This window comes from Pseudomonas sp. R32 (assembly GCF_009866705.1).
GTDB classification, from domain to species: Bacteria; Pseudomonadota; Gammaproteobacteria; order Pseudomonadales; family Pseudomonadaceae; genus Aquipseudomonas; species Aquipseudomonas donghuensis.
Genome location: NZ_CP019396.1, coordinates 3567890 through 3589990 on the forward strand (window position 1 = coordinate 3567890; position 22101 = coordinate 3589990).

The window sequence follows — 22101 nt, forward strand, 5'->3', positions numbered from 1 at the left end:
TTCAGTTCCGCCTGCGCGCGCGCCGGCTGCGGTAAGTGTCGAGGACCACGGCGATGACGATCACCGCCCCGGTGATGATGCGCTTGGTCGGTTCCGAGGCGCCGATTTGCGCCAGGCCTGCGGCCAGCACCGAGATGATCAGCACGCCGAAAAAGGTGCTGATCACCGAACCGCGCCCGCCCATCAGGCTGGTGCCGCCGATCACCACCGCGGCGATCACCTGCAACTCCAAGCCGGAGCCGGCATTGGGGTCGGCGGCCTCCAGGCGGGAAATCTGGAACAGCGCGGCGAGGCCCGCGAGCAGGCCCATCAACGAGAACACCAGGATCTTGTAGGGGCGCGGATCGATACCGGCCAGGCGCACTGCTTCTTCGTTGGTGCCGATACCGATCAGGTAGCGGCCGAACACCGTGCGCGTGAGTACCAGTTGGGCGAGGATGATCACCAGCAAGGCAATCAGGAACGACGGCGACACGCCAAAGGCCAGGGGGTTGGACAGCCAGGCAAAGGCATCACCGATGTAGGCGGTGCGCGAATCGGTCAATTGATAGGCCATGCCCCGGGCCATTTCCAGCACGCCGAGGGAAACAATGAACGACGGGATGCGCCAGGCCACGGTGATCGAACCGGTGATGCTGCCGGCCAGCGCCGCCACCGCCATGCCGAGCAGGGCCGCGGGCATCACGCTCCAGCCCCAGCCGAGCATCGCCACGCTGACCGCCGACCCGGCCAGGGCCAGCACCGAGCCCACCGACAGGTCGATGCCGCCGATGATCAGCACGAAGGTCATGCCCACCGCCAGCACCATCAGATCGGGAATCTGGTTGGCCAGGGTGCTGAAGGTGGCGTACGACAGAAAGTGACTACTCAAAAACGAGAACAGTACGATCATCGCCAGCAAGGCGCCGGCCAGGCCCAGGTAGGTACCCAGGCCAAAGTAGGTGCCGCTGCGCTTGGCGCTCGGGGCGGCGGTGTCCAGTTGCGTGGTTTTCATGGGGTTGTCCTGGGCGCCGCTTCATGCAGCAACGCATCACGTTTCTGATAGCCGGCAAAGGCCGCGGCCAGTAGTTGGTCCTGGGTCCAGCTGTCGCGCTCGAAGGTGTCGATCAGGCGCCCGGCGCTGAGCACGCCGATGCGGTCGCAGATCAGCATCAGCTCGCGCAGGTCGCTGGACACCACCACCAGCGCCTTGCCCTGGCGCGCCAGTTCGGCCAAGAGGCCGTAGATGTCGAACTTGGCGCCCACGTCGATGCCGCGGGTCGGTTCGTCGAACAGCAGCACTGAACAGTCGCGCTCCAGCCAGCGGCCGATCACCACCTTCTGCTGGTTGCCGCCCGACAACTCGCCGACCACCTGCTCGGGGCTGGAACTGCGGATGCGCATGGCGGCGATCTGCCGTTCGGCCAGTTCGCGCTCGGCACCTTTGTCGACCACGCCCGCGCGGGAAATCGCCGGCAGGTTGCCCAGGGCGATATTGGCACTGATCGACTGGCTCAACAGCAGGCCTTCGCCCTTGCGGTCTTCGGTGATCAGGGCAATGCCCTGGCGCACCGCAGCCACAGGTGAGTCGACCCGCACCGGGCGCAACGGGCTGCCCAGCTCGAGGCTGCCGCTGTCGGCGCTGTCGGCGCCGTAGATCAGCCGCAGCAGCTCAGTGCGCCCGGCACCGATCAGGCCGGAGATACCGAAAATCTCGCCGCTGCGCACCTCGAACGAGACATCCTTGACCTTGTCGCTGCGGGTCAGGCCGTTGACCTTGAGGATCGGCGCGCCGATGTTGCGCACGCCCAGGTCGATATGTTCGCCCAGCTCGCGGCCGACCATCAGGTTGACCAGTTGCTCACTGTTGTAACGCTGCATCGGCTCGACACACACCAGCTTGCCATCGCGCAGCACGGCAATGCGCTGGGCGATACGCTTGAGTTCTTCAAGGCGATGGGAGATATAAATGATGGCGACGCCGCGCTGCTGCAAGCGCTCGATCTGGCTGAACAGCAGTTCCACCTCGCGGGCGGTAAGCATCGCCGTGGGCTCGTCGAAGATCAGCACATGGCAGTCGCCGATCAGGTTGCGGGCGATCTCGACCATCTGCTGATGGCCGATGCCCAGCTCGCCGACCGGGGTATCCGGGTCGATGGCGTCCAGGCCGACCTGGGCCATGGCCGCCACCGCCAGCTGGCGCAGGCGCTTGCGGTTGATCCAGCCGGCACGTCCGGGCAAATTGTCGAGAAACAGGTTCTCGGCCACGGTCAGGGTTGGCAGCAGGTTGAGTTCCTGCATGACCATGCGCACGCCCAGCCGCTCGGCGGCGGCGCGGCTGCCCGGTTGGTAAGGCTGGCCCTGATAGAGCATCTGCCCGGTGGTGGGCACTTCAAGGCCGCCGATGATCTTCGACAGGGTGCTCTTGCCCGCGCCATTTTCGCCAGTCAGGGCCAGCACTTCGCCCCGGCGCAGGCTCAGGTCGATATCGCCGAGCACCGGCTGGGCGTAGGTCTTGCCGATCGCGCTGACTGAAAGTACGACATCCGCAGTCGCTGACATTGCCTGTTCTCCTGGCACCCGCCGCACGGCGGACGCCCATCATGCGACTACTTAGTGGGTGACCAGCTCGACCGGCGTCTGGATGACGTTGTCGGCGTCGACGTCGGCTTTTTCGCCCTTGAGCATCTTCAGCGCCGCCTCGATGCCGAACACTGCCTGCTTGGCGGCGTACTGGTCGGCGGTGGCAAGCACGCGGCCATCCTTGAGCATCGGCTTGATGGCGTTGATGTTGTCGTAACCGACTACCTGCACCTGGCCGGCCTTGCCCGCTGCGCGCACCGCGGAAACCGCACCGAGGGCCATGCTGTCGTTGCCGGCCAGCAGGGCTTTGAGGTCAGGGTTGGCGTTGAGCATGGCGGCGGCGACGGCATTGCCCTTGGCAATTTCCCAGTCGCCCGACTGCACCGAGATGACCTTGACCTGCGCCGCTTGCATCGCATCCTTGAAGCCGGCGGTGCGCTGCTGGGCGTTGGTGGTGGTCGAGACGCCCTCGATGATGGCGACCTGGTCACCGGCCTTGAGCTTCTGCTTGGCCAGGTATTCACCGACCAGGCGTGCGCCCTTGCGGTTGTCGGGGCCTACGAACGGCACGCTGAGGTTCTTGCTCTTGAGCACCCCGGGGTCGAGGCGGTTGTCGATGTTGATCACGGTGATGCCAGCGTCCATGGCCTTTTTCACCACCGGCACCAGGGCCTTGGAGTCGGCCGGGGCGATGACCAGGGCATTGACCCCGGAGACGATCATCTGCTCGACGATACGGATCTGGTTGCCGGCATCGGTCTCGTCCTTGATGCCGTTGGACACCAGTTCGAATTCATTGGCGTGGTCTTTCTGGTAGGCCTTGGCGCCGTCTTCCATGGTCAGGAAGAATTCGTTGGCCAGCGACTTCATCACCAGCGCGACTTTGGGCTTGGCTTCGTCGGCCAGGGCTTGGGAAAAGGGGGTGGCGAGGGTCAGCGAGGACAGAACGGCGAGCGCCAGCAGGCGTCCAGCAAAGGGCAGCTTCATGGGTTTACTCCGGATCTTATGATTTTTATCGGGTCGCAAACGTTTGCGTTAACTCACTATGAGAACGTCACCCGGTTTTGTCAAATTCGCTGCCGGAGACCACCTGGTCAGTGCTCGTAGGAATTATCCTAAAAACAACCGGAAAACCGAACACCTCTTGTACACAATATTCGGAATTCCGAATAGGAAAATGCTCCGTCCGCGCATCACCGACTCTTCTAAGCCCATGAAAATCAATAGAATCAAGATGAAAACCGACGGACGGCAGTTCTGGTATGAAACCTGCTCCCTTGAGCGCGTTACACAGCAAACTCCAGCCAGAAGAGAAATCAACGATGAAAGCTGCGCTTAATTCCTTCGTTCCGGGCGCTATGGCCCTGCTGCTGTTAATGCCCGCAGGCGTCAACGCCAAGGAAGTCGAAAACCAACAGAAACTCGCCAACGTGGTGATCCTCGCCACCGGCGGCACCATTGCCGGCGCCGGCGCCAGCACCGCCAACAGCGCGACCTACCAGGCCGCCAAAGTCGGTGTCGACAAGCTGATCGCCGGCGTTCCGGAACTGGCCACCCTGGCTAACGTGCGCGGCGAACAAGTGCTGCAGATCGCTTCCGAAAGCATCAGCAACGAAAACCTGCTGCAACTGGGCAAGCGCGTTGCGGAACTGGCCGAGAGCAAGGACGTCGACGGCATCGTCATCACCCACGGTACCGATACCCTGGAAGAGACCGCCTACTTCCTCAACCTGGTCGAAAAAACCGACAAGCCAATCGTCGTGGTCGGCTCCATGCGCCCAGGTACCGCCATGTCGGCTGACGGCATGCTCAACCTGTACAACGCCGTGGCCGTTGCCAGCAACAAGGATTCGCGCGGCAAAGGCGTGCTGGTCACCATGAACGACGAGATTCAGTCGGGCCGTGATGTCAGCAAGGCCGTGAACATCAAGACCGAAGCCTTCAAGAGCCAATGGGGCCCGCTGGGCATGGTCGTGGAAGGTAAATCCTACTGGTTCCGCCTGCCGGCCAAGCGTCACACCGCCGATTCGGAATTCGACATCAAGAAAATCAGCAGCCTGCCTGCCGTGGACATCGCCTACGGCTATGGCAACGTCACTGATACCGCCTACAAGTCGCTGGCACAAAATGGCGCCAAGGCGATCATCCACGCTGGCACCGGCAATGGCTCGGTATCGTCCCGTGTAGCGCCTACCCTGCAGGAACTGCGCAAACAAGGCGTGCAGATCATTCGCTCGTCCCACGTCAATGCTGGCGGCTTCGTGCTGCGCAACGCCGAACAGCCTGACGACAAGAACGACTACGTCGTCGCTCACGACCTGAACCCGCAAAAAGCCCGCATCCTGGCCATGGTCGCCCTGACCAAGACCCAAGACAGCAAAGAGCTGCAGCGGATCTTCTGGGAATACTGATTCAGTAACCCAAAGCGCTTGCCCGCCCTGTAGGACGGGCAAGCCTGCCTCCCCTACCCTCGCAAAAATACTTTAAACAGACCGCAGCAAACCGCGCGGTTTGCGGTCACATGCGCTCTTTCACCGACGAGCTGTTGCGAAATTGCTTACAGTAAAATACTGTATGCGCATACAGCTAAAAAAGGAACGCTTCGTGGCCACCACTTCCGCCCCTGCCAGCAGTTACGAGCAACTGGGCATCCGCATCCAGAAAATCATCAACGCCCCCACCGCGCAAAAAGCCCGCGCCGCGCTGATCTTCCGCCTGGAGCACGAATCGCCTGAAGACTGGGCGACCCTGCTCGAGGAAATCGCCGAGAACGACAACGTCACCCTCGCCTACCGCGACGACGGTGGCGTGCAGATTTTCTGGGTTGTGCCGAAGGAAGATTGAAAGCGCATGAGATTTCCGTTTTTTGCAGTAGCTTGCCTGTTGTTCAGTGTCACCACCGCCCACGCCGATGCACCACGTACCTTCAGCGAAGCCAAGAAGGTCGCCTGGCGCCTGTATGCTCCGCAGTCCACCGAGTTCTACTGCGGCTGCAAGTACACCGGTAACAAGGTCGATTTGCAGGCCTGCGGTTATGTGCCGCGCAAAAATGCCAACCGCGCCTCGCGCATCGAATGGGAGCATATCGTCCCCGCCTGGCAGATCGGCCATCAGCGCCAATGCTGGCAAAGCGGCGGGCGCAAGAACTGCTCGCGCAACGACAAGGTCTACCAGCGCGCCGAGGCCGACCTGCACAACCTGGTGCCGAGCATTGGCGAGGTCAATGGCGATCGCAGTAACTTCAGCTTCGGCTGGCTGCCCGAGCAGCGCGGGCAATACGGTTCGTGCCTGACCCAGGTGGACTTCAAGGCCAAGAAGGTCATGCCGCGGCCGTCGATTCGCGGGATGATCGCGCGCACCTACTTCTATATGAGCAAGCAGTACAGCCTCAAGCTGTCCAAACAGGACCGCCAGCTGTACGAAGCCTGGAACAAGACCTACCCGCCGCAGCCCTGGGAACGCCAGCGCAACCAACGGGTGGCCTGTGTGATGGGCCACGGCAACGAGTTCGTCGGCCCGGTGAACCTCAGCGCTTGCGGTTGAGGCTCAGGCCAGCGCCTGCAGGTAGGCGCTGGCCTGCTGGTAACGGGCCAGGCGGGCGATGTCGTCGGGGCCGGGAACGGCAATGCGCGACAGGTCGCTGTTGTCGGCAAGATCGGCCAGCTTGACCACACGCGCCAGCGGATCATCACCGACACGCACAACGAACGCTTCGTAGCTTTCGTCATCGCGCCGGCTTAGCGCCTGCACCGCAGCGAGAATCTTCAGGGCAAAGCCTTCGCGGGCCAGGTCCGAGAGCGTCATCGGCGAATCCTCGAGCACATCGTGGAGCACCGCGACAATGCGCTGCTCGGGCGTCGAGACCCTGAGCATCACCCGCAACGGATGCAGGATATAAGCTGCCCCGCCTTTGTCGTGCTGCCCCTCATGTGCCCTCGCCGCCACCGCAATGGCCCGCTCCAGCGTAGACATATGGCCCTCCTGCTCAGCATTGATGTCGTCGCAGACGCGCCATGCTGTAAACATCGATCAACTCACCGTCACGCATAGCATAGTCAATCAATTGACCTTCCACCGCAAAGCCGAAGCGCTTGTACAAGGCAAGCGCCGGTTGATTGTCGGTGTACACGGTCAACTCGACCCGCTGCAGGCCCATCCAGTTGTCGGCCACCTCCAGCACCGCCTCAAGCAGCCGGCTGCCGACACCCTGGCCTTGCCAGGCGGGCGCCACGCCCATGCCGATCCCGCCACAGTGGGCACGGCGGATGCGGGCGTATTGTTCCAGCGAGCAACTGCCGATGACTTCGCCCTGGTGCAGCGCCACCAGAAACAGCATCCGTTCGTTGTCCAGGCTCAGTCGCTTGCGCCAGATCTCCGCTGACTGGTAAGGCATCTGCAGCACCTGACGCGCCACCCGCGGGTCGTTGTACAGCGCAGTCAGGCCCTCGACATGCTGTTCGGTACAACGCTGCAGGGTAATGGCGGCGGATGAATCACTCATGACGGCTCTCCTTGCGTATGAGCCGCCAGTGTACGAGGCGCTTGAAGCCGCTGGCTAGCGCGGGGCGTCGTGCTGGATGACGATCGAGTCGGTGCCCAGGCGCGCCATGACGTCGGCTTGCTGAGCCTCGGCTTGAGCCTTGTCCGGATAAGGGCCGAGCAGCACCACCGGCTTACCGTTGCGGTAGACCACCGAGGACGGGATCTGTTTTTCGATCAGGCGTGCGGTCATGTCGCTCAGGGCGCCCATGTTCGCACCCTGGACGATCTCGACATCCCAGCCTTGTGGCGCAGGCTGGTCGGCCGCAGCATCGGCGGCGCGCTGCAGGTCGGCACCGCCGCACTGCTCACGGATACGCAGGTTGCTGCCCTGCTCGGCGATGATGATTTCATAGCCGCTGGCCTGCTTGAGGGCTACGTAGCTGCGGTACGGCACAAAGGCGCCGGCGTCGTCTTTGCCGCGCACCTGGCCGCAAATGGTGCCTTGCTGGTCGATTCGCACGTTGGCGAACTTGGCTGTCTTGGGGTTCTGCAGGTGTTCGGCCACCTGCTTGTGCACGCCTTCGACTTCGTTCTCGCAACCGGCCAGAGCCAGCACCGCCATTACCACCGCCACTTTGCGCACGCGTCTATCTCCTGAATGCAAGCGGCGGATTTTAGCATTCTTGGCTGGCCTTTAGGGCCCTATCGCGGGGCAAGCCCGCTCCTACAGCTGAAATGCAAAAAGGGCGACCCTTGCGGATCGCCCTTTTTGTTACCACACAGCAGTGTGGATTTGTTTGGTAGGCACAATTGGATTCGAACCAACGACCCCCACCATGTCAAGGTGGTGCTCTAACCAACTGAGCTATGTGCCTGCTGTGGGGCGCATAATACGCAGGTCTTTAACCTTCGTAAAGCGAAATTTCATAAAAAAATCAGCAGCTTTGCTTTGCCAGGCAAAATTGCCCAGAAACAAAAAAGGCGACCCTTGCGGATCGCCTTTTTGTGTACCGCCAGCAGGGGCGGATTTGATTTGGTAGGCACAATTGGATTCGAACCAACGACCCCCACCATGTCAAGGTGGTGCTCTAACCAACTGAGCTATGTGCCTGCTGTGGGGCGCATTCTACGCAATCGACGAACAGTGTCAACTCTTTTTTTAACGCTAAGCCACTGAATAACAAAAGTATTTGCGAAAACCCGGGGTAAAGGATTTTCAACACACGACTAGCGGGTGTTTATTATTATTGATAGCATCGGTACAGTCGTAAAAAATATAAAACAGAGGTTTCGCAGCATGGCCAATACCCCCTACCCTCAGTCCTACTACGCCGCATCGGCCAATCCGGTTCCGCCGCGCCCGGCGCTGCAGGAAGAGGTACAGACCGATGTCTGCGTGATCGGTGCCGGCTACACCGGCTTGTCCAGCGCCCTGTTCCTGCTTGAGAGCGGTTTCAAGGTTACCGTGCTCGAAGCCGCCAAGGTCGGTTTCGGCGCCTCGGGCCGCAACGGCGGCCAGATCGTCAACAGCTATAGCCGCGACATAGACGTCATCGAACGTACCGTCGGCCCCAAGCAGGCGCAACTGCTGGGCCACATGGCGTTCGAGGGCGGGCGCATCATCCGTGAGCGCGTGGCCAAATACAACATTCAGTGCGACCTCAAAGACGGTGGCGTATTCGCCGCCCTGACCGCCAAGCAGATGGGTCACCTGGAATCGCAAAAGCGCCTGTGGGAACGCTTCGGCCACACCCAGCTGGAGCTGATGGACCAGAAGCGCATCCGTGAAGTGGTCGACTGCGACCAGTACATCGGCGGCATGCTCGACATGAGCGGCGGCCACATCCACCCGCTGAACCTGGCCCTGGGCGAAGCCGCCGCAGTCGAGTCGCTGGGCGGCAAGATCTACGAACAATCACCAGCCATCCGCATCGAGCGCGGCGCCAACCCGGTGGTGCACACCCCACAAGGTAAAGTGCGCGCCAAGTTCATCATCGTTGCCGGTAACGCCTACCTCGGCGGCCTGGTGCCGGAACTGGCGGCCAAGTCGATGCCGTGCGGCACCCAGGTGATCACCACTGAGCCACTGGGCGAAGACCTGGCGCGCAGCCTGCTGCCGCAAGACTACTGCGTCGAAGACTGCAACTACCTGCTCGACTACTACCGCCTGACCGGCGACAAGCGCCTGATCTTCGGCGGTGGCGTGGTGTACGGCGCCCGTGACCCGGCCAACATCGAAGCGATCATCCGCCCGAAAATGCTCAAGGCTTTCCCGCAGCTCAAGGACGTGAAGATCGACTACGCCTGGACCGGCAACTTCCTGCTGACCCTGTCGCGCCTGCCGCAAGTGGGCCGCCTGGGCGACAACATCTATTACTCCCAGGGTTGCAGTGGCCACGGCGTCACCTACACCCACCTGGCGGGCAAGGTGCTGGCCGAAGCCCTGCGTGGCCAGGCCGAGCGTTTCGACGCCTTCGCCGAGCTGCCGCACTACCCGTTCCCGGGTGGCCAACTGCTGCGCGTACCGTTCAGCGCCCTGGGCGCCTGGTACTACAGCCTGCGCGACCGCCTGGGCTTCTAAGCTCCCCTGGCCCGGCCCGGCCTGCGCCATCATTGCCCCAGGGCGCTGACGGCCTGCCGGGCCGCTTGTTCCTGGCCCGCCTGGGCCAGGTCATTGGCCGCTTTCAGCCAGCGCTGACGGTCAACCTGGGCCGGCAACTGGCCCGGCTGCTGGAGCAGCACCGCCCAACTCCCCTGCTTTTGCCAGGCTGACTCGAAATCGTCGAATTCCATCAGCAGGCGCCGGTTCGCCCCCGCCCGCAACAACACCCGCTGCTTGTAGCGGTCGTAGCCGACCAGCAAGGCATAGCGCGGCTCGCTCCAGAACGCCGAACCCTCCTGAAAACGCAGCAACACTGGATTGCCCGCCGCCACTTGCGCCAGCAAGGCGTCCAGACGCGGGTCGAGCGGATAGACGACCATGCCGTACTCGCGGCCAACCCGCTGGATCGAGTCTTCAAGCTTGTCGATGTTGTGCGGCAGGCCCAACGGTTTGTCGAGCAGCCCCGGGGTGATACGCACGCCCTGTTGCGACAGCAATGCCGCCAAGGCCATCGACGCACTCTGGTTGGCTTCGCCACGGTAGAACGGTACCGAGCCGATCTCGACCCGTTGCGGCAGGCTTTTAAGCTGGGACAGCGGCTGGCTGGCGCAACCGGCCAGGGCCAGGCTCACCGCGCAGGCGGCCAGCAGGTGCCGTGGGGTGAAGCCGATTAGGGAAGTCAGTGGAGGCATGAACACTCGCTCGATGACGGCCGGCAGCCACTGCCCGGCCCTGAGCGCTGATCATAGGCTGGCCAGCGTCCGGGGTATAGCCCGACACAGGCTTAGAACAAAGCGGCCCAAGCGGCTAGACCATCGGTCAATAGCCTGCAACATGCAAAGGGCTAGACTGAACAGGTGTCCGCGTGGCGAGCCTTGTTGCCTTGGCGCGGACGTGAGGAGGCAGACATGAGCCTGACAATGGCAATCCTGATGCTGGTCGGCGCCTGGTTGAGCGTCGCTGCCGCCATGCTCTGGGGAGTGTTGCGCATCGCCCGGCGTCACCATCCGCACCATCGTATTCAGCCTGAAGGCAAAGACGCGGTGCCGGTGCGGCGTAGTCGCCGGCATGCCGGGGCGCATTAGATTCATAGCTGGCATAAAGCACTGTGGGAGCTGGCTTGCCAGCGATGCGGACACCGCGCAGTCACAAGCACCGCGCTGATCCCATCGCCGGCAAGGCCGGCTCCCACAGTTTCTACTTCAGCAATTATTAAGCTTCAGTAGCCTCGCGCTTCAAGCGCGCCCGGCGCGACATGATGTTCAGCACTTCGATCGCCGTCGAGAAGGCCATCGCCGCATACACATAACCCTTAGGTACGTGAGCACCGAAACCTTCGGCGATCAGGGTCATGCCGATCATGATCAAGAAGCCCAGGGCCAGCATTACCACGGTCGGGTTGTCGTTGATGAACTTGGCCAGCGGGTCGGCGGCCACCAGCATCACGATCACGGCACTGATCACGGCGATGATCATGATCGGCAGGTGCTCGGTCATGCCCACGGCGGTGATGATGCTGTCGATCGAGAAGACGATGTCCAGCACCAGGATCTGACCGATCGCCGCGGCAAAGCCCAGGGTGATGGTCGAAGACGCCTTGGCTTCAGCCTGGGCACGCGGGTCGACGCTCTCGTGGATTTCCTTGGTCGCTTTCCACAGCAGGAACAGGCCACCGGCGACGAGGATCATGTCCTTCCAGGAGAAGGTATGGCCGAACACATCGACCACCGGCTCGGTGAGCTGGACAATCCAGGCCACGGTGCTGAGCAGGCCCAGGCGCATCACCAGCGCCATGCTGATACCAATGCGCCGCGCCTTGGAGCGGTAGGCCTCAGGCAACTTGTTGGTCAGGATCGAGATGAAGATCAGGTTGTCGATACCGAGGACGATCTCCATGGCCACCAGGGTGGCCAGGGCGACCCAGGCAGTCGGGCTTGCAGCGAGTTCCAACAAGTATTCCATGAATCAAATCCTGCATCGGGGTAAGGGGTGGGTCAGATGTCCTGGGCGCTGGCGTCGCGCTCGGGTTTGCCGGCCTTGTCGCTGCCTTCGGAGCCGGTGGCTTCGCTCAGGGCCTGCTGGGCGGCTTCGTTGGTTTTGTCGATGGCCTCCTTGGCCGACTCCGCCGCCTGGTTGAGCATCTGCTGGGCGGACTTTTCCGCCTGCTCGCAACCGCTCATGGCCAGCAGGGCCAGCAGCAACACCAGGGGTGTACCGATGGATTTGACGTGCAGCATCTGTGGATCTCCGTGCAATTGATCGGTGCTCATTCAGGGGCACCGTGATGGCAAGGGATTCTAAAGAGACGAATACATCAGGAAAATTCGTATTTTCAGCGGTTATACTTCGGTTTTTACGAATCGGGAATCGGCATGCTCAATTACCGCCAACTGCATTACTTCTGGGTGGTGGCCAAGACCGGCAGCATCGTGCGCGCCTGCGAGCAACTGAACCTGACCCCGCAAACCATCAGCGGGCAGATCACCCTGCTTGAACAAACCTATGGCATCGAGTTGTTTCGCCGGGTCGGGCGCCAGCTGGAACTGACCGAGAGCGGCCGGCAAACCCTGGCCTACGCCGAACAGATGTTCCAGATTGGCGGCGAGCTGGAGGCGATGCTGCGGGCCCGGCCGGATGAACAGCAGATCCTGTTCCGGGTTGGCGTGGCCGATGTGGTGCCCAAGTCCATCGTCTATCGCCTGCTGGCGCCGACCATGGACATGGAGGACGCCCTGCGCCTGAGCTGCCGTGAAGACAAACTCGAGCGCTTGCTGGCGGACCTGGCGATCCAGCGCCTGGACCTGGTGATTTCCGACAGCCCGATGCCCAGCCACCTGGACATCAAGGGCTACAGCCAGAAGCTCGGTGAATGCGGGATCAGTTTTTTTGCCACGCCCGCACTGGCCGAACAGTACGGGGGTCCCTTCCCAGCCTGCCTGCAACATGCGCCGCTGCTGATCCCCGGCCAGGAAACCGTGGTGCGCAGCCGTCTGCTGCGCTGGTTCGCCGAACAGCAACTGCAGCCGCGGATCGTCGGCGAGTTCGACGACAGCGCCTTGATGCAGGCTTTCGGCCAATCCGGCAGCGGCATTTTCATCGCCCCCAGCGTGATTGCCGACGAGGTGTGCAAGCAGTACGGCGTCGAACTGATCGGCCAGACCGACGCGGTCAACGAATCCTTCTATGCCATCTCGGTGGAGCGCAAGGTCAAGCACCCGGGCATCGTCGCCATCACCGAAGGCGCCCGGCGCCAGTTGTTCAATTGGTAGCCGGCTGCAGGCGCGGGCTCATCAGCCCCAGCGCCAGCAGCACCGACAAACCAATAAGGATGGCGGCGGCATAACCGAGGTTGGCCAGGCCCAGGGTGTCGATCACCCGCCCGCCAATCACCGCGCCCAGGCCGATGCCCAGGTTGGCTCCGGCGATGTTCAGCGATGCGGCAAAGGCCGGGGCCTGGGGCGCGGCCTTGATCAACCGCACATGGCTGACCAGGAACAGCGCCGCCTGGGTCATGCCCCAGATCCCCAGCGCCAGGCCCAACCCGTACACCGTATGGATCGCCGGGACCACGGCAATCATGCCAACCATCATCAGGGCACAGAAAGCAGCCGAGGCCTTCAACGGATGCCGATCGACCGCGCGACCACCCAGGCTGTTGCCGATCAAGCCGACCGCACCAAAGCCCATCAGGCACCAGCCGACCAGCGCGCCGTCAAAGCCGGCCAGGCGCTCGAGCATGTCGGCCAGGTAGGTGTAGGCGGTGAACATGCCGCTGAACACCAGCACCGAGAGCAGCACATGGCCTTGCAGCAGGCGGCTGCGCAGGATGCCGAACTGACCAAGCAGTGAAGTGGCCTGGTTGTGCCGGGGCGTGCGCGGCAGGTAGACGTACAGCAGCAAGGCCTTGGCCAGGGCCAGCAGCGCCAGCACCGCAAAGGCCGCGCGCCACCCCAGGGCATCGCCGATCAGGGTGCCGACCGGAATGCCGAACACCGTGGCGCAGACCACGCCAAAGCTGATCTTGGAGATGGCCCGGCCGGCATAGGCCGGGCCGACGATATCCACCGCCGTCTCACTGGCCAGGGCCCAGAACACCGGCAAACCCAGTGCCGGGATCAGGCGCGCCACGCCCATCACATAGAGGTTGTCAGCGATGGCTGCCAGGGCGTTGGACGCCGCGAACACCAGCAAAATGCCAACAAACAGCCGCTTGCGCTCGAATCGCGCCGCCCAGGCGGTGAGGAACGGGCCAAAGCAGGCCACGGTGAAGGCGAACAGGGTCACCAGCAGGCCCGCCTGAGACACGCTGACCTCAAGGTCGCGGGCAATGCCCGGCAGCAGGCCGACGATGACAAACTCGGTGGTCAACACAGTGAAGCCGGCCGCAGCCAGCAACAGGATGGGCAATAACATCTACACTCCGCAGCTGAACAAAAACGGCCAAGGCCGTTTGTAAAGGGCGCGCATACTACACGCTCGTCCTACCGTCTGACACAGCGCAAATACCAAATGTGCCCTGCTGTGCTAAAGTCGCGCCCTTTTTCTCGGCCCTGCCCTGCCAGGTGCCCCATGCTCCAGCGCCGTGGTTCGCCCGCCGCCCCTGAACAAAACAGAGAAACACCTGCCATGACCCCTGTTCTAAACCTGTTGAACCGCACCAGCCTGGTGGTCCAGATCATGATCGGCCTCGTCGCCGGCATTGCCCTGGCCATGTTCGCCCCCGCCACCGCAGCAAGCCTCGGTTTTGTCGGCAAGGTCTTCGTCTCCGCCCTCAAGGCGGTGGCGCCGGTCCTGGTGTTCATCCTGGTCATGGCCTCGATCGCCAACCATCGTCACGGCACTGAAACCCATATTCGCCCGATCCTGGTGTTGTACCTGTTCGGCACCTTCGCCGCTGCCGTGGTCGCGGTAATTGCCAGCATGGCCTTCCCCTCAAGCCTCGCGCTGAACACCTCGGACGTCGCCCTGAGCGCACCCGGCGGTATCGCCGAAGTGCTGCAAAGCCTGCTGCTGAGCGTGGTCGATAACCCGGTGAGCGCGCTGATGAACGCCAACTTCATCGGCATCCTGGCCTGGGCCATCGGCCTCGGCGTGGCCATTCGGCATGCCGGGGAAACCACGCGGACGGTGGTCGCCGACCTGTCCAACGGGGTGACCTTGATCGTGCGCGTGGTGATTCGTTTCGCGCCGCTGGGGATTTTCGGCCTGGTCGCCTCGACCCTGGCACAATCCGGGCTCGACGCCCTGCTTGGTTACCTGCACCTGCTGGCGGTGCTGATCGGCTGCATGCTGTTCGTGGCGCTGGTGATCAACCCGATCATCGTGTTCTGGAAGATCCGCCGCAACCCTTTCCCGCTGGTGCTGCTGTGCCTGCGTGAAAGCGGCATCACGGCCTTCTTTACCCGCAGCTCGGCAGCCAACATTCCGGTGAACATGGCCCTGAGCGAAAAACTCGGCCTGCACGAAGACACCTACTCGGTGTCCATCCCGCTGGGCGCGACCATCAACATGGCCGGTGCGGCAATCACCATCACCGTGCTGACCCTGGCCGCCGTGCACACCCTGGGCATTGCCGTCGACATCCCGACCGCGATCCTGCTCAGCGTCGTCGCCGCCGTCTGCGCCTGTGGCGCTTCGGGTGTGGCCGGCGGTTCGCTGCTGCTGATCCCGCTGGCCTGCAGCCTGTTCGGTATCCCCAGCGAGATCGCCATGCAGGTGGTGGCCGTCGGCTTCATCATCGGTGTGCTGCAGGACTCGGCGGAAACCGCGCTGAACTCCTCCACCGACGTCTTGTTTACCGCCGCGGCCTGCCTGGCCGAGGAACGCCAGGCCGCCTGAGCCTGAACAGCAGCCGGTGCGTCCTGCACCGGCTGCTTGTGTTTTACCCTGTTGCGCACCTAGGCTAGAGGCCTTTCTTCGCATAGAGACAGGGCCATGTCCGCCGAACACCAAACCTCTTCCGACGCGCGTTTCAGCAGCAGCGAAATCCGCGTGCTCGGTTCGCTGATCGAAAAACAGGCCACCAGCCCGGAAACCTACCCGCTGACCCTCAACGCCCTGGTCCTGGCCTGCAACCAGAAGACCAGCCGGGAGCCGGTGATGAACCTCAGCCAGGGCCAGGTCGGCCAGGCCCTGCGCGCACTGGAAGGCCAGGGCCTGACCCGCCTGCAGATGGGCAGCCGCGCCGACCGCTGGGAGCAGCGCGTGGACAAGGCCCTGGAGCTGGTGCCGGCGCAGGTGACCCTGCTCGGGCTGATGTTCCTGCGCGGTCCGCAGACCGTTAACGAACTGCTGACCCGCAGCAACCGCATGCATGAGTTCGAAGATGCCGAGCAGGTCGTGCACCAGCTTGAACGCTTGATCGCCCGCGGTTTCGCCCTGCACTTGCCGCGCCAGGCCGGGCAGCGTGAGGATCGTTACACCCATGCGCTGGGGGATCCGGCCGAGATCGAGGCGATTCTGGCAGCGCGCCAGCAAGGGCCGGAGCGCTCGGCCGGTGGCGCGGTGTCACTGGAGCGGATCGAAGCGCTGGAAGCACGGATTGCGGCGCTGGAAGAGCGCTTGGCGCAGTTCGAGTAACAGCATCGCGGGGCAAGCCCGCTCCCACAGGGTTGTGTACCATCAGATCCACTGTGGGAGCGGGCTTGCCCCGCGATAGGTTTTACCCTTCAGCCGCGGGCAAACGCCACCGCCCGCGCCACCTGCTCATCGGTCGGCCGCACCCCGGTGTACAGCACAAACTGCTCCAGCGCCTGCAAGGCAATAACCTCGAGCCCGGTAATCACCGGTTTGCCCAAGCGCTGGGCCTCGACGATCAATGGCGTCAACGCCGGCATCGCCACCACATCGAACACCCGCTGCGCCGCCGCAATTGCCTCGGAGGTAAATGCCAGCTGGCCAGCCTCGACACCACCGGCCATGCCAATCGGCGTGACATTCACCAGCATCGGCGGGCACAAGTCGCCCAGCGTCGCCTGCCAGCGATAACCGCAACTGTCGGCCAACTGCCGCCCGGCCTGCTCATTGCGGGCGACGATGATGCCCTGGGTAAAGCCCGCATCACGCAAGGCACTGGCCACCGCCTTGGCCATGCCGCCGCTGCCGCGCAAGGCGAAGGCGGTAGAAGGGTCGACCTGGTGCTGCTCGAGCAATCGGCGCACGGCCAGGTAATCGGTGTTGTAGGCCTTGAGGTGACCGTCGGTGTTGACGATGGTATTGATCGACTCGATCGCCGCCGCCGACGGGTCGATTTCATCGACCAGGGCCATGCAGGCTTCCTTGTACGGCATCGATACACCGCAGCCACGAATGCCCAGGGCACGAATGCCGCCGACCGACGCCGGCAGGTCCTGGGTGGTCATGGCCTTGTAGTAATAATCCAGCCCCAGCTGCTGATACAGATGGTTATGAAAACGCACACCAAAAGTGCCCGGACGCCCGGCCAGCGAGATGCACAGCACGGTGTCTTTGCCTGGAACAACAGCCATTGAGTTTTCCCCTTCGAGCGAGCCGGCATTATGCCCACGTTCGCCGCCGACCGCTGATCGGCGCTTACATAACCTTTACTCAAAAGCTGTGTGATTTTCGCAATTCCCGCAGTCTTATAAGTATCCCCGGCGTCGGGGTTGTTCTGTGAGGAATGGCTATGAACCGTCATGTTCCGATAATCGCCCTGCTGGTTGGTGCCCTGGCCGCCAGCGGGCAGGCAGCCGCCCATGGCGGTGGTGGTGGCCATTACCGGGTGGCGCCGCTGATTGGAGCGGCGGTGGTCGGTGCCGTGGTGGGCTCGGCGTTCTACGGCGGCCGCGACCGCACGGTCTATGTCGAACGCCAACCGGTGTACTACGGGCCGCCTCCGGTCTACATGCAGCCACCGCCACCGGTCTATTACCAGCCGTACCCGGTGGTCGAGCGCTACGTGCCGGTACCGCCGCCCTATTACCGCGAGCGTTACTATGGGCCGCCGCCGGTGTATTACGGGCCGCCGCGCTGGTGAAGAAATACCGCTGATGATCACTATCGAGCGCGTTGATTTCAACCGCTGCGCACTGACCGTTAAGGTAGGCCCATGATTCACGGGAGGACTCCCCCATGGCCCCTATCAACATCATGTCCGTCATCGGCAGCGCTGTCCCCGCCTCGCTCAGGGAGCTGGGCCTGCTGGCCTGCTGGTACCTGGTGCGCAATGGCGAACCGATCTCCGGGCCGTTGACCTCGTTGCCCGCGGCCCAGGCCCTCGCCGACCGGCTGGAAGGCCCTGGCCTGCAGGCCTGAGGGCCGCCAAGGTTTATCGTGCGTTGCTCCGCACAGCCCTTTGCCCCGCCCTTTGGCGGGGCTTTTTATGCGCGGTCGATCCGTTTGCCGGGGATTGTTATCATCGCCCGAGGCTGAATGAACAGGCACGCAATAGGGACGTCGTCATGAAGGTAATCAACTGGGGAATGATCGGTTGCGGCAGCGTTGCCGAACGCAAGAGTGGCCCGGCCTTCTACAAGGCGCCGGGGTCGGCGCTGGTGGCGGTGATGGGCCGGCGCCCCGCCGCCGCCCAGGACTATGCCACGCGCCATGGCATCGCCAAGGTTTACAGCGATGCGGCGCAGTTGATTGCCGACCCGCAGATCGACGCGGTGTACATTGCCACCCCGCCCGACAGCCACTGCGCCTACAGCCTGCAGGTCGCAGCGGCCGGCAAGCACTGCTGCGTGGAGAAACCGATGTCGCTCAATGCCGCCAGCAGCCGGCAGATGCAACAGGCCTTCGTCGACGCCGGACGGCATCTGTTCGTCTCCTATTACCGACGTTCATTGCCGCGCTTCCAGCAAGTTCGCCAATGGCTGCAAGACCAGCGCATTGGCGAGGTCCGGCACCTGAGTTGGACCCTGACCAAGCCAGCCACCGACGCCGACCGCAACGGCAGCGCCAACTGGCGCACCGATCCGCAGATTGCCGGTGGCGGTTACTTCGCCGACCTCGCCAGCCATGGCCTGGACCTGTTCCAGTACCTGCTCGGCGACATCGTCGACGTCACCGGCTGCAGCGCCCGCCAGGCCGGCCTGTATGCCGCCGAAGACGCCGTGGCCGCCAGCTGGCGTTTCGCCAATGGCGCGTTGGGCACGGGCTGCTGGAACTTCGTCGCCGACCGCCGCGAGGACCGTGTCGAGATCATCGGCAGCAAAGGCCGGATCGGCTTTTCAGTGTTCGACGAGTACCCGGTGCGCCTGGACGCCGACGAACAGCTCAGCCTGCAGATCGCCAACCCCGAGCATATCCAGTGGCATCACGTACTGGGCATGAATGCGCATATTCGCGGTACGGCCAGGCACCCGGCAGTCGCAGCACAAGCGCTGAAGACCGACTGGGTGATGGATCGGATTCTGGGCCGCCAATGATCGTTTTTCACCGGTCTCAGAGCAACTTTCGCATGAAGTAGCGGGTATGCCCCGGCGGATAGTCGGCGAGCTCACCAAAAACCGTAAAACCGAGCGTGCGGTAAAACGCCGGCGCCTGGAAGCTGAAAGTATCCAGCCAGATACCGGTACAGCCCGCGCTGTTCAGTGGGGCTGCTGGTGAACTCGATGTTGGCGATCATGAAGAGGTCGTCCGGTTGACCAAAGAAGGTCACGACTGTAACAAATGCCCACCGAGAGAAAGAAGCTGACGGGTAGATCCAGCCCCGTCAGCTTGGCAAGCGCTGGCTGAAAGCAAACGGCTCCAGATGGGCGGCTGGGCCGGCAACTTGTTGATGCAAGCAATAATATGTATCATTTAGTTTCACATAAAGGGTGCGAGGGAGTGCATTGCCCACATAAAAATAAGGTCCAGGTAATGCTCAAAATGCTACTCGTGTATGGTCATCTGATTGCCACCTGTATTGCTCTGGGGAGGGTATTACAGGCTGATCAAAAGCTATGGCGCTGGCGCAAGGATGTGTTGAGCCAGGTGCAACGTGAGTATCTTGAAGAGACTCAAAAAATCGTCACGCTCGCATTACTGGCACTGTGGGGAAGCGGCATGCTGCTGGTGCTCCAGGGTTACCTCTATGAGGGGAGCGCGTATCTGCTCAATCAAAAGCTCTGGGCCAAGGTGAGCGTTGTCGCGCTGCTTAGTCTCAATGGCGCTTTGTTGCACCGGATGGGTTTCCCACTGCTGCAAAAAACTCCTTTTGTCTTGCTACACAACTCTGCCCGCACTCGCCTTGCTCTTTTGGGTGCTCTCTCTATGAGCGGCTGGCTATTTGCCGCTTTCTTGGGGGTAGCTCGAGCATGGAATCACGTACTTCCTTACTTGCATGTAATGGGCGCTTTTACGCTGTTCTCGTTGGCTGCCTGTGCAGTGGCGCTGATAGCCGCCAACGCAGCAGGCAGCATGATGACAAGGTTGACGAGACCCTGAAATGTGCCCCTCAGATCAACGGTGAGTGCGAATCCACTCATCCGCCACTTCACCCATCGTCAAGGGCTCGCCACTTTTAATCCAGGCCATGAATGCTCGATCGAACGTGAACGACGCCCCGCATTCGCCGGTGAGGAACTGCCGGACCTTCTGCGTATTGCGGTAGTTTTTATCCAGCGGGGTGGTGCGTGTAATGGGGCCAGCGTGCCAGTCGAAGATCATTTCCATTCCTTTGGTGATGTAAATCGTTAGTCACATGAGTGGCGAGCCTAGCAGTACCCGCTGTCCGGTTCATTACTGCATCATATCGTGGCGCGCAACCCGAGGATTCACCATGGACGATCAGCATAAGAAAATCATCGGATATCGCGACCCGAGTCAGTCTGAAATCACCGGCATCCGTCTCCAGGACCTTGATCGATTTCAGCTAATGACTGATCGAAATTGAGCCAGCTGGAAAGTCAGCTAAATGGGTACAAAATGGGTACACGATTAAATCTTTTTCATGTTCCGTCCAACGGATGCAGGGCAATCGACAGGATCTGAGCCATACTCCAGAATGCAGCGGTTTTTTGGGGGAAAACCCTTGCACAGCCAACGACATAACAACTTTTAGTGAGCCTCAACGTGAAAACTTCCCTTTCGATTCTTAGCCTGCTCCTGTTGCTCACAGGTACTGCGACTGTCACGTCGACCGCTGCTGCTCAACCCCCGGCCCAGCAACAACGCGATCCGGCGAAATTGCGCCTGGCCTCTGGCAGTGCCCTGCTGATCGACCTGCAAACCAACAAGGTGCTCTACGCCAACAACCCCGACCGGGTTGTCCCCATCGCCTCGGTGACCAAGCTGATGACCGGCATGGTGGTGCTCGACGCCAAGCAGAACATGGACGAGATGCTCACGGTCACCATCGCCCAGAACAAGGAAATGAAAGGGGTGTACTCGCGGGTCAAGCTGGGCAGCCAGCTCAACCGCAAGGACATGCTGCTGATCACCCTGATGTCATCGGAAAACCGCGCCGCCTCGACCCTGGCGCACAACTACCCGGGTGGCTACAACGCGTTCATCAAGGCGATGAACGCCAAGGCCAAGGTGCTGGGCATGAGCCATACCCGCTACGTGGAACCCACTGGCCTGTCGATCAACAACGTGTCCACCGCCCGTGACCTCAGCAAGCTGCTGATGGCCGCGCGCAACTACCCGCTGCTGAGCCAGTTGAGCACTACCCGCGAGCAGACCGTGGCGTTTCGCAAGCCCAACTACACCCTGGGCTTTCGCAACACCGACCACCTGGTCAACAAGAGCAATTGGGACATCAAGCTGACCAAGACCGGCTTCACCAATGATGCCGGCCACTGCCTGGTGCTGTTGACCAAGATGGACAACCGCCCGGTGGCCATGGTGATTCTCGATGCCTTCGGCAAGTACACCCACTTTGCCGACGCCAGCCGCATGCGCCAGTGGCTGGAGACCGGCAGCACCAAGCCGGCTCCGGCGGTGGCCATGCGCTACAAGTCCGAGCGCAGCCAGGACCGTCAGTTGGCTGACTGAACAGAAAAGGGCCTGTGTATGTACAGGCCCTTTTGTGTGGTTCTTCACGGGAGCCTGGGGGCTATGATCCTTGGGTTGGTTTGGGTTGTTGAGGCTGCGAGCTTATCCATTCTATGTGGCGCCGCTGCTGGCCCCTTCCGCCTTTACGGCGGGTCCCTTTTGTTCTTGGCAAAAGGAACCAAAACCGCTCGCTCCCGCATACGGCCCTACGCTGCGCTTCGGGTTCCTTCGCTTCGGTGCCTTCCAGGGGCATCGCGGCCTACGACTTGCTACGCAAAGTCTACGTCTCGCGACTTCGGCTTGGGCCGAAGGGTGCTGCGCACCAGCCCCCTCCAGACACCTACGCTCAGCCTCCTGAAGTCGCGAAGTTACGGGCGGCGCCTGCACTAACGTATCTGCGAAAGCAGATTATGGCGTAGCCAAACTGACGCCGAAGCGAGGACCGACCTGCTTCATCTTGATGCTGATCTTGATCTTCATGCACGTACTTCCAGGCGCCGCGAAAAGCGACT

Annotated in this window: 24 protein-coding genes, 2 tRNA genes and 2 pseudogenes; 13 read left to right on the forward strand and 15 right to left on the reverse strand. The window is 62.1% G+C overall.

Translation table 11 applies throughout. The features are described 5' to 3' along the window. Window position 1 precedes the first annotated feature (1 nt). Genes PspR32_RS16600 through PspR32_RS16610 form a run of 3 tightly spaced genes read right to left on the reverse strand, consistent with a single transcriptional unit; the run spans window position 2 to window position 3549 of the window. Window positions 2–994: an ABC transporter permease gene (locus PspR32_RS16600; protein WP_036996268.1), complete on the reverse strand. Its 993-nt coding sequence runs from the start codon at window positions 992–994 to the stop codon at window positions 2–4. Next, window positions 991–2541, reverse strand: a complete 1551-nt coding sequence (locus PspR32_RS16605; RefSeq protein ID WP_036996269.1) for a sugar ABC transporter ATP-binding protein — start codon at window positions 2539–2541, stop codon at window positions 991–993. Before PspR32_RS16605 ends, PspR32_RS16600 begins: the two co-directional genes overlap by 4 nt. Before the next feature lie 51 nt (window positions 2542–2592). Beyond that, the gene (locus PspR32_RS16610; RefSeq protein ID WP_159388909.1) at window positions 2593–3549 is read right to left on the reverse strand and encodes a sugar ABC transporter substrate-binding protein; all 957 of its coding nucleotides are present in this window, start codon (window positions 3547–3549) and stop codon (window positions 2593–2595) included. Between the two features lie 335 nt (window positions 3550–3884). Between PspR32_RS16610 and PspR32_RS16615 the strand changes: the two genes are divergently transcribed. The 3 genes from PspR32_RS16615 to PspR32_RS16625 all read left to right on the forward strand — a co-directional run bounded on the left by PspR32_RS16615 (window position 3885) and on the right by PspR32_RS16625 (window position 6105). After that, the gene (locus PspR32_RS16615) at window positions 3885–4973 is read left to right on the forward strand and encodes an asparaginase (RefSeq protein ID WP_010222430.1); all 1089 of its coding nucleotides are present in this window, start codon (window positions 3885–3887) and stop codon (window positions 4971–4973) included. Between the two features lie 163 nt (window positions 4974–5136). After that, window positions 5137–5406, forward strand: coding sequence for a DUF1654 domain-containing protein (locus PspR32_RS16620; RefSeq protein WP_026001273.1), 270 nt, complete (start codon window positions 5137–5139; stop codon window positions 5404–5406). A gap of 6 nt (window positions 5407–5412) precedes the next feature. Further along, window positions 5413–6105, forward strand: a complete 693-nt coding sequence (locus tag PspR32_RS16625) for an endonuclease (protein WP_159388910.1) — start codon at window positions 5413–5415, stop codon at window positions 6103–6105. A 3-nt stretch (window positions 6106–6108) separates the two neighbouring features. On the opposite strand, the gene PspR32_RS16630 is transcribed toward PspR32_RS16625, so the two are convergent. The 5 genes from PspR32_RS16630 to PspR32_RS16650 form a co-directional block, all read right to left on the reverse strand. Then, window positions 6109–6534 (reverse strand): bifunctional (p)ppGpp synthetase/guanosine-3',5'-bis(diphosphate) 3'-pyrophosphohydrolase, encoded by a 426-nt coding sequence (locus PspR32_RS16630; RefSeq protein ID WP_010222434.1) that lies wholly within the window; start codon window positions 6532–6534, stop codon window positions 6109–6111. 13 nt (window positions 6535–6547) lie between these two features. Next, entirely contained in the window at window positions 6548–7063 is a 516-nt protein-coding gene (locus PspR32_RS16635; protein WP_010222435.1) for a GNAT family N-acetyltransferase, read from the reverse strand. A 54-nt stretch (window positions 7064–7117) separates the two neighbouring features. Then, complete coding sequence (locus PspR32_RS16640; RefSeq protein ID WP_100782418.1) at window positions 7118–7687, reverse strand: SPOR domain-containing protein; 570 nt, start codon at window positions 7685–7687, stop codon at window positions 7118–7120. 155 nt (window positions 7688–7842) lie between these two features. Further along, window positions 7843–7919 (reverse strand) — tRNA-Val (locus tag PspR32_RS16645). A 159-nt stretch (window positions 7920–8078) separates the two neighbouring features. Then, a tRNA-Val gene (locus PspR32_RS16650) sits at window positions 8079–8155 on the reverse strand. A gap of 186 nt (window positions 8156–8341) precedes the next feature. On the opposite strand from PspR32_RS16650, the gene PspR32_RS16655 reads away from it, so the two are divergent. Then, on the forward strand, window positions 8342–9625 hold the full coding sequence (locus PspR32_RS16655; protein WP_010222437.1) for an NAD(P)/FAD-dependent oxidoreductase: 1284 nt from the start codon (window positions 8342–8344) through the stop codon (window positions 9623–9625). A 29-nt stretch (window positions 9626–9654) separates the two neighbouring features. On the opposite strand, the pseudogene PspR32_RS16660 reads toward PspR32_RS16655, so the two are convergent. Then, a pseudogene (locus PspR32_RS16660) lies at window positions 9655–10393 on the reverse strand (peptidase C39 family protein). A gap of 161 nt (window positions 10394–10554) precedes the next feature. On the opposite strand from PspR32_RS16660, the gene PspR32_RS26200 reads away from it, so the two are divergent. Next, a complete protein-coding gene (locus PspR32_RS26200; RefSeq protein WP_010222439.1) occupies window positions 10555–10731 on the forward strand; it encodes a hypothetical protein in 177 nt (58 codons plus the stop codon). Between the two features lie 127 nt (window positions 10732–10858). On the opposite strand, the gene PspR32_RS16665 is transcribed toward PspR32_RS26200, so the two are convergent. Beyond that, a complete protein-coding gene (locus PspR32_RS16665; protein WP_010222440.1) occupies window positions 10859–11608 on the reverse strand; it encodes a TerC family protein in 750 nt (249 codons plus the stop codon). Window positions 11609–11640: 32 nt separating this feature from the next. After that, window positions 11641–11883 carry a hypothetical protein gene (locus tag PspR32_RS16670; protein WP_010222442.1) on the reverse strand — a complete coding sequence of 81 codons (243 nt, stop codon included), beginning with the start codon at window positions 11881–11883 and terminating at the stop codon, window positions 11641–11643. 135 nt (window positions 11884–12018) lie between these two features. Here PspR32_RS16670 and nhaR point away from each other — a divergent pair, with 135 nt between their 5' ends. Continuing rightward, window positions 12019–12915 carry a transcriptional activator NhaR gene (gene nhaR / locus PspR32_RS16675; protein WP_159388912.1) on the forward strand — a complete coding sequence of 299 codons (897 nt, stop codon included), beginning with the start codon at window positions 12019–12021 and terminating at the stop codon, window positions 12913–12915. On the opposite strand, the gene PspR32_RS16680 is transcribed toward nhaR, so the two are convergent. Continuing rightward, window positions 12905–14059: an MFS transporter gene (locus PspR32_RS16680; RefSeq protein ID WP_159388913.1), complete on the reverse strand. Its 1155-nt coding sequence runs from the start codon at window positions 14057–14059 to the stop codon at window positions 12905–12907. The two genes, nhaR and PspR32_RS16680, sit on opposite strands and share 11 nt — an antisense overlap. Before the next feature lie 213 nt (window positions 14060–14272). On the opposite strand from PspR32_RS16680, the gene sstT reads away from it, so the two are divergent. After that, the gene (gene sstT, locus PspR32_RS16685; protein ID WP_010222446.1) at window positions 14273–15484 is read left to right on the forward strand and encodes a serine/threonine transporter SstT; all 1212 of its coding nucleotides are present in this window, start codon (window positions 14273–14275) and stop codon (window positions 15482–15484) included. A 96-nt stretch (window positions 15485–15580) separates the two neighbouring features. After that, on the forward strand, window positions 15581–16225 hold the full coding sequence (locus tag PspR32_RS16690) for a YceH family protein (protein WP_036996277.1): 645 nt from the start codon (window positions 15581–15583) through the stop codon (window positions 16223–16225). A gap of 89 nt (window positions 16226–16314) precedes the next feature. Here the strand turns inward: PspR32_RS16690 and PspR32_RS16695 are convergent, their stop codons facing one another. Further along, a complete protein-coding gene (locus tag PspR32_RS16695) occupies window positions 16315–17133 on the reverse strand; it encodes a shikimate 5-dehydrogenase (RefSeq protein WP_159388914.1) in 819 nt (272 codons plus the stop codon). 158 nt (window positions 17134–17291) lie between these two features. Between PspR32_RS16695 and PspR32_RS16700 the strand changes: the two genes are divergently transcribed. From PspR32_RS16700 to PspR32_RS16710, 3 genes are all read left to right on the forward strand, one after another. Continuing rightward, window positions 17292–17642: a hypothetical protein gene (locus PspR32_RS16700; RefSeq protein WP_010222450.1), complete on the forward strand. Its 351-nt coding sequence runs from the start codon at window positions 17292–17294 to the stop codon at window positions 17640–17642. Between the two features lie 95 nt (window positions 17643–17737). Continuing rightward, window positions 17738–17920 (forward strand): hypothetical protein, encoded by a 183-nt coding sequence (locus PspR32_RS16705; protein WP_010222451.1) that lies wholly within the window; start codon window positions 17738–17740, stop codon window positions 17918–17920. Between the two features lie 146 nt (window positions 17921–18066). Continuing rightward, entirely contained in the window at window positions 18067–19035 is a 969-nt protein-coding gene (locus PspR32_RS16710; RefSeq protein WP_100782415.1) for a Gfo/Idh/MocA family protein, read from the forward strand. 16 nt (window positions 19036–19051) lie between these two features. On the opposite strand, the pseudogene PspR32_RS26410 reads toward PspR32_RS16710, so the two are convergent. Beyond that, a pseudogene (locus tag PspR32_RS26410) lies at window positions 19052–19189 on the reverse strand (GNAT family N-acetyltransferase); the annotation flags it as partial. A 282-nt stretch (window positions 19190–19471) separates the two neighbouring features. On the opposite strand from PspR32_RS26410, the gene PspR32_RS16715 reads away from it, so the two are divergent. Beyond that, window positions 19472–20038, forward strand: a complete 567-nt coding sequence (locus PspR32_RS16715; RefSeq protein WP_010222453.1) for a hypothetical protein — start codon at window positions 19472–19474, stop codon at window positions 20036–20038. Window positions 20039–20053: 15 nt separating this feature from the next. On the opposite strand, the gene PspR32_RS16720 is transcribed toward PspR32_RS16715, so the two are convergent. Next, window positions 20054–20260, reverse strand: a complete 207-nt coding sequence (locus tag PspR32_RS16720) for a DUF6434 domain-containing protein (RefSeq protein WP_159388915.1) — start codon at window positions 20258–20260, stop codon at window positions 20054–20056. Window positions 20261–20665: 405 nt separating this feature from the next. On the opposite strand from PspR32_RS16720, the gene pbpG reads away from it, so the two are divergent. Continuing rightward, window positions 20666–21589 (forward strand): D-alanyl-D-alanine endopeptidase, encoded by a 924-nt coding sequence (gene pbpG / locus PspR32_RS16725; RefSeq protein WP_026001274.1) that lies wholly within the window; start codon window positions 20666–20668, stop codon window positions 21587–21589. The last annotated feature ends 512 nt before the right edge of the window (window positions 21590–22101 follow it).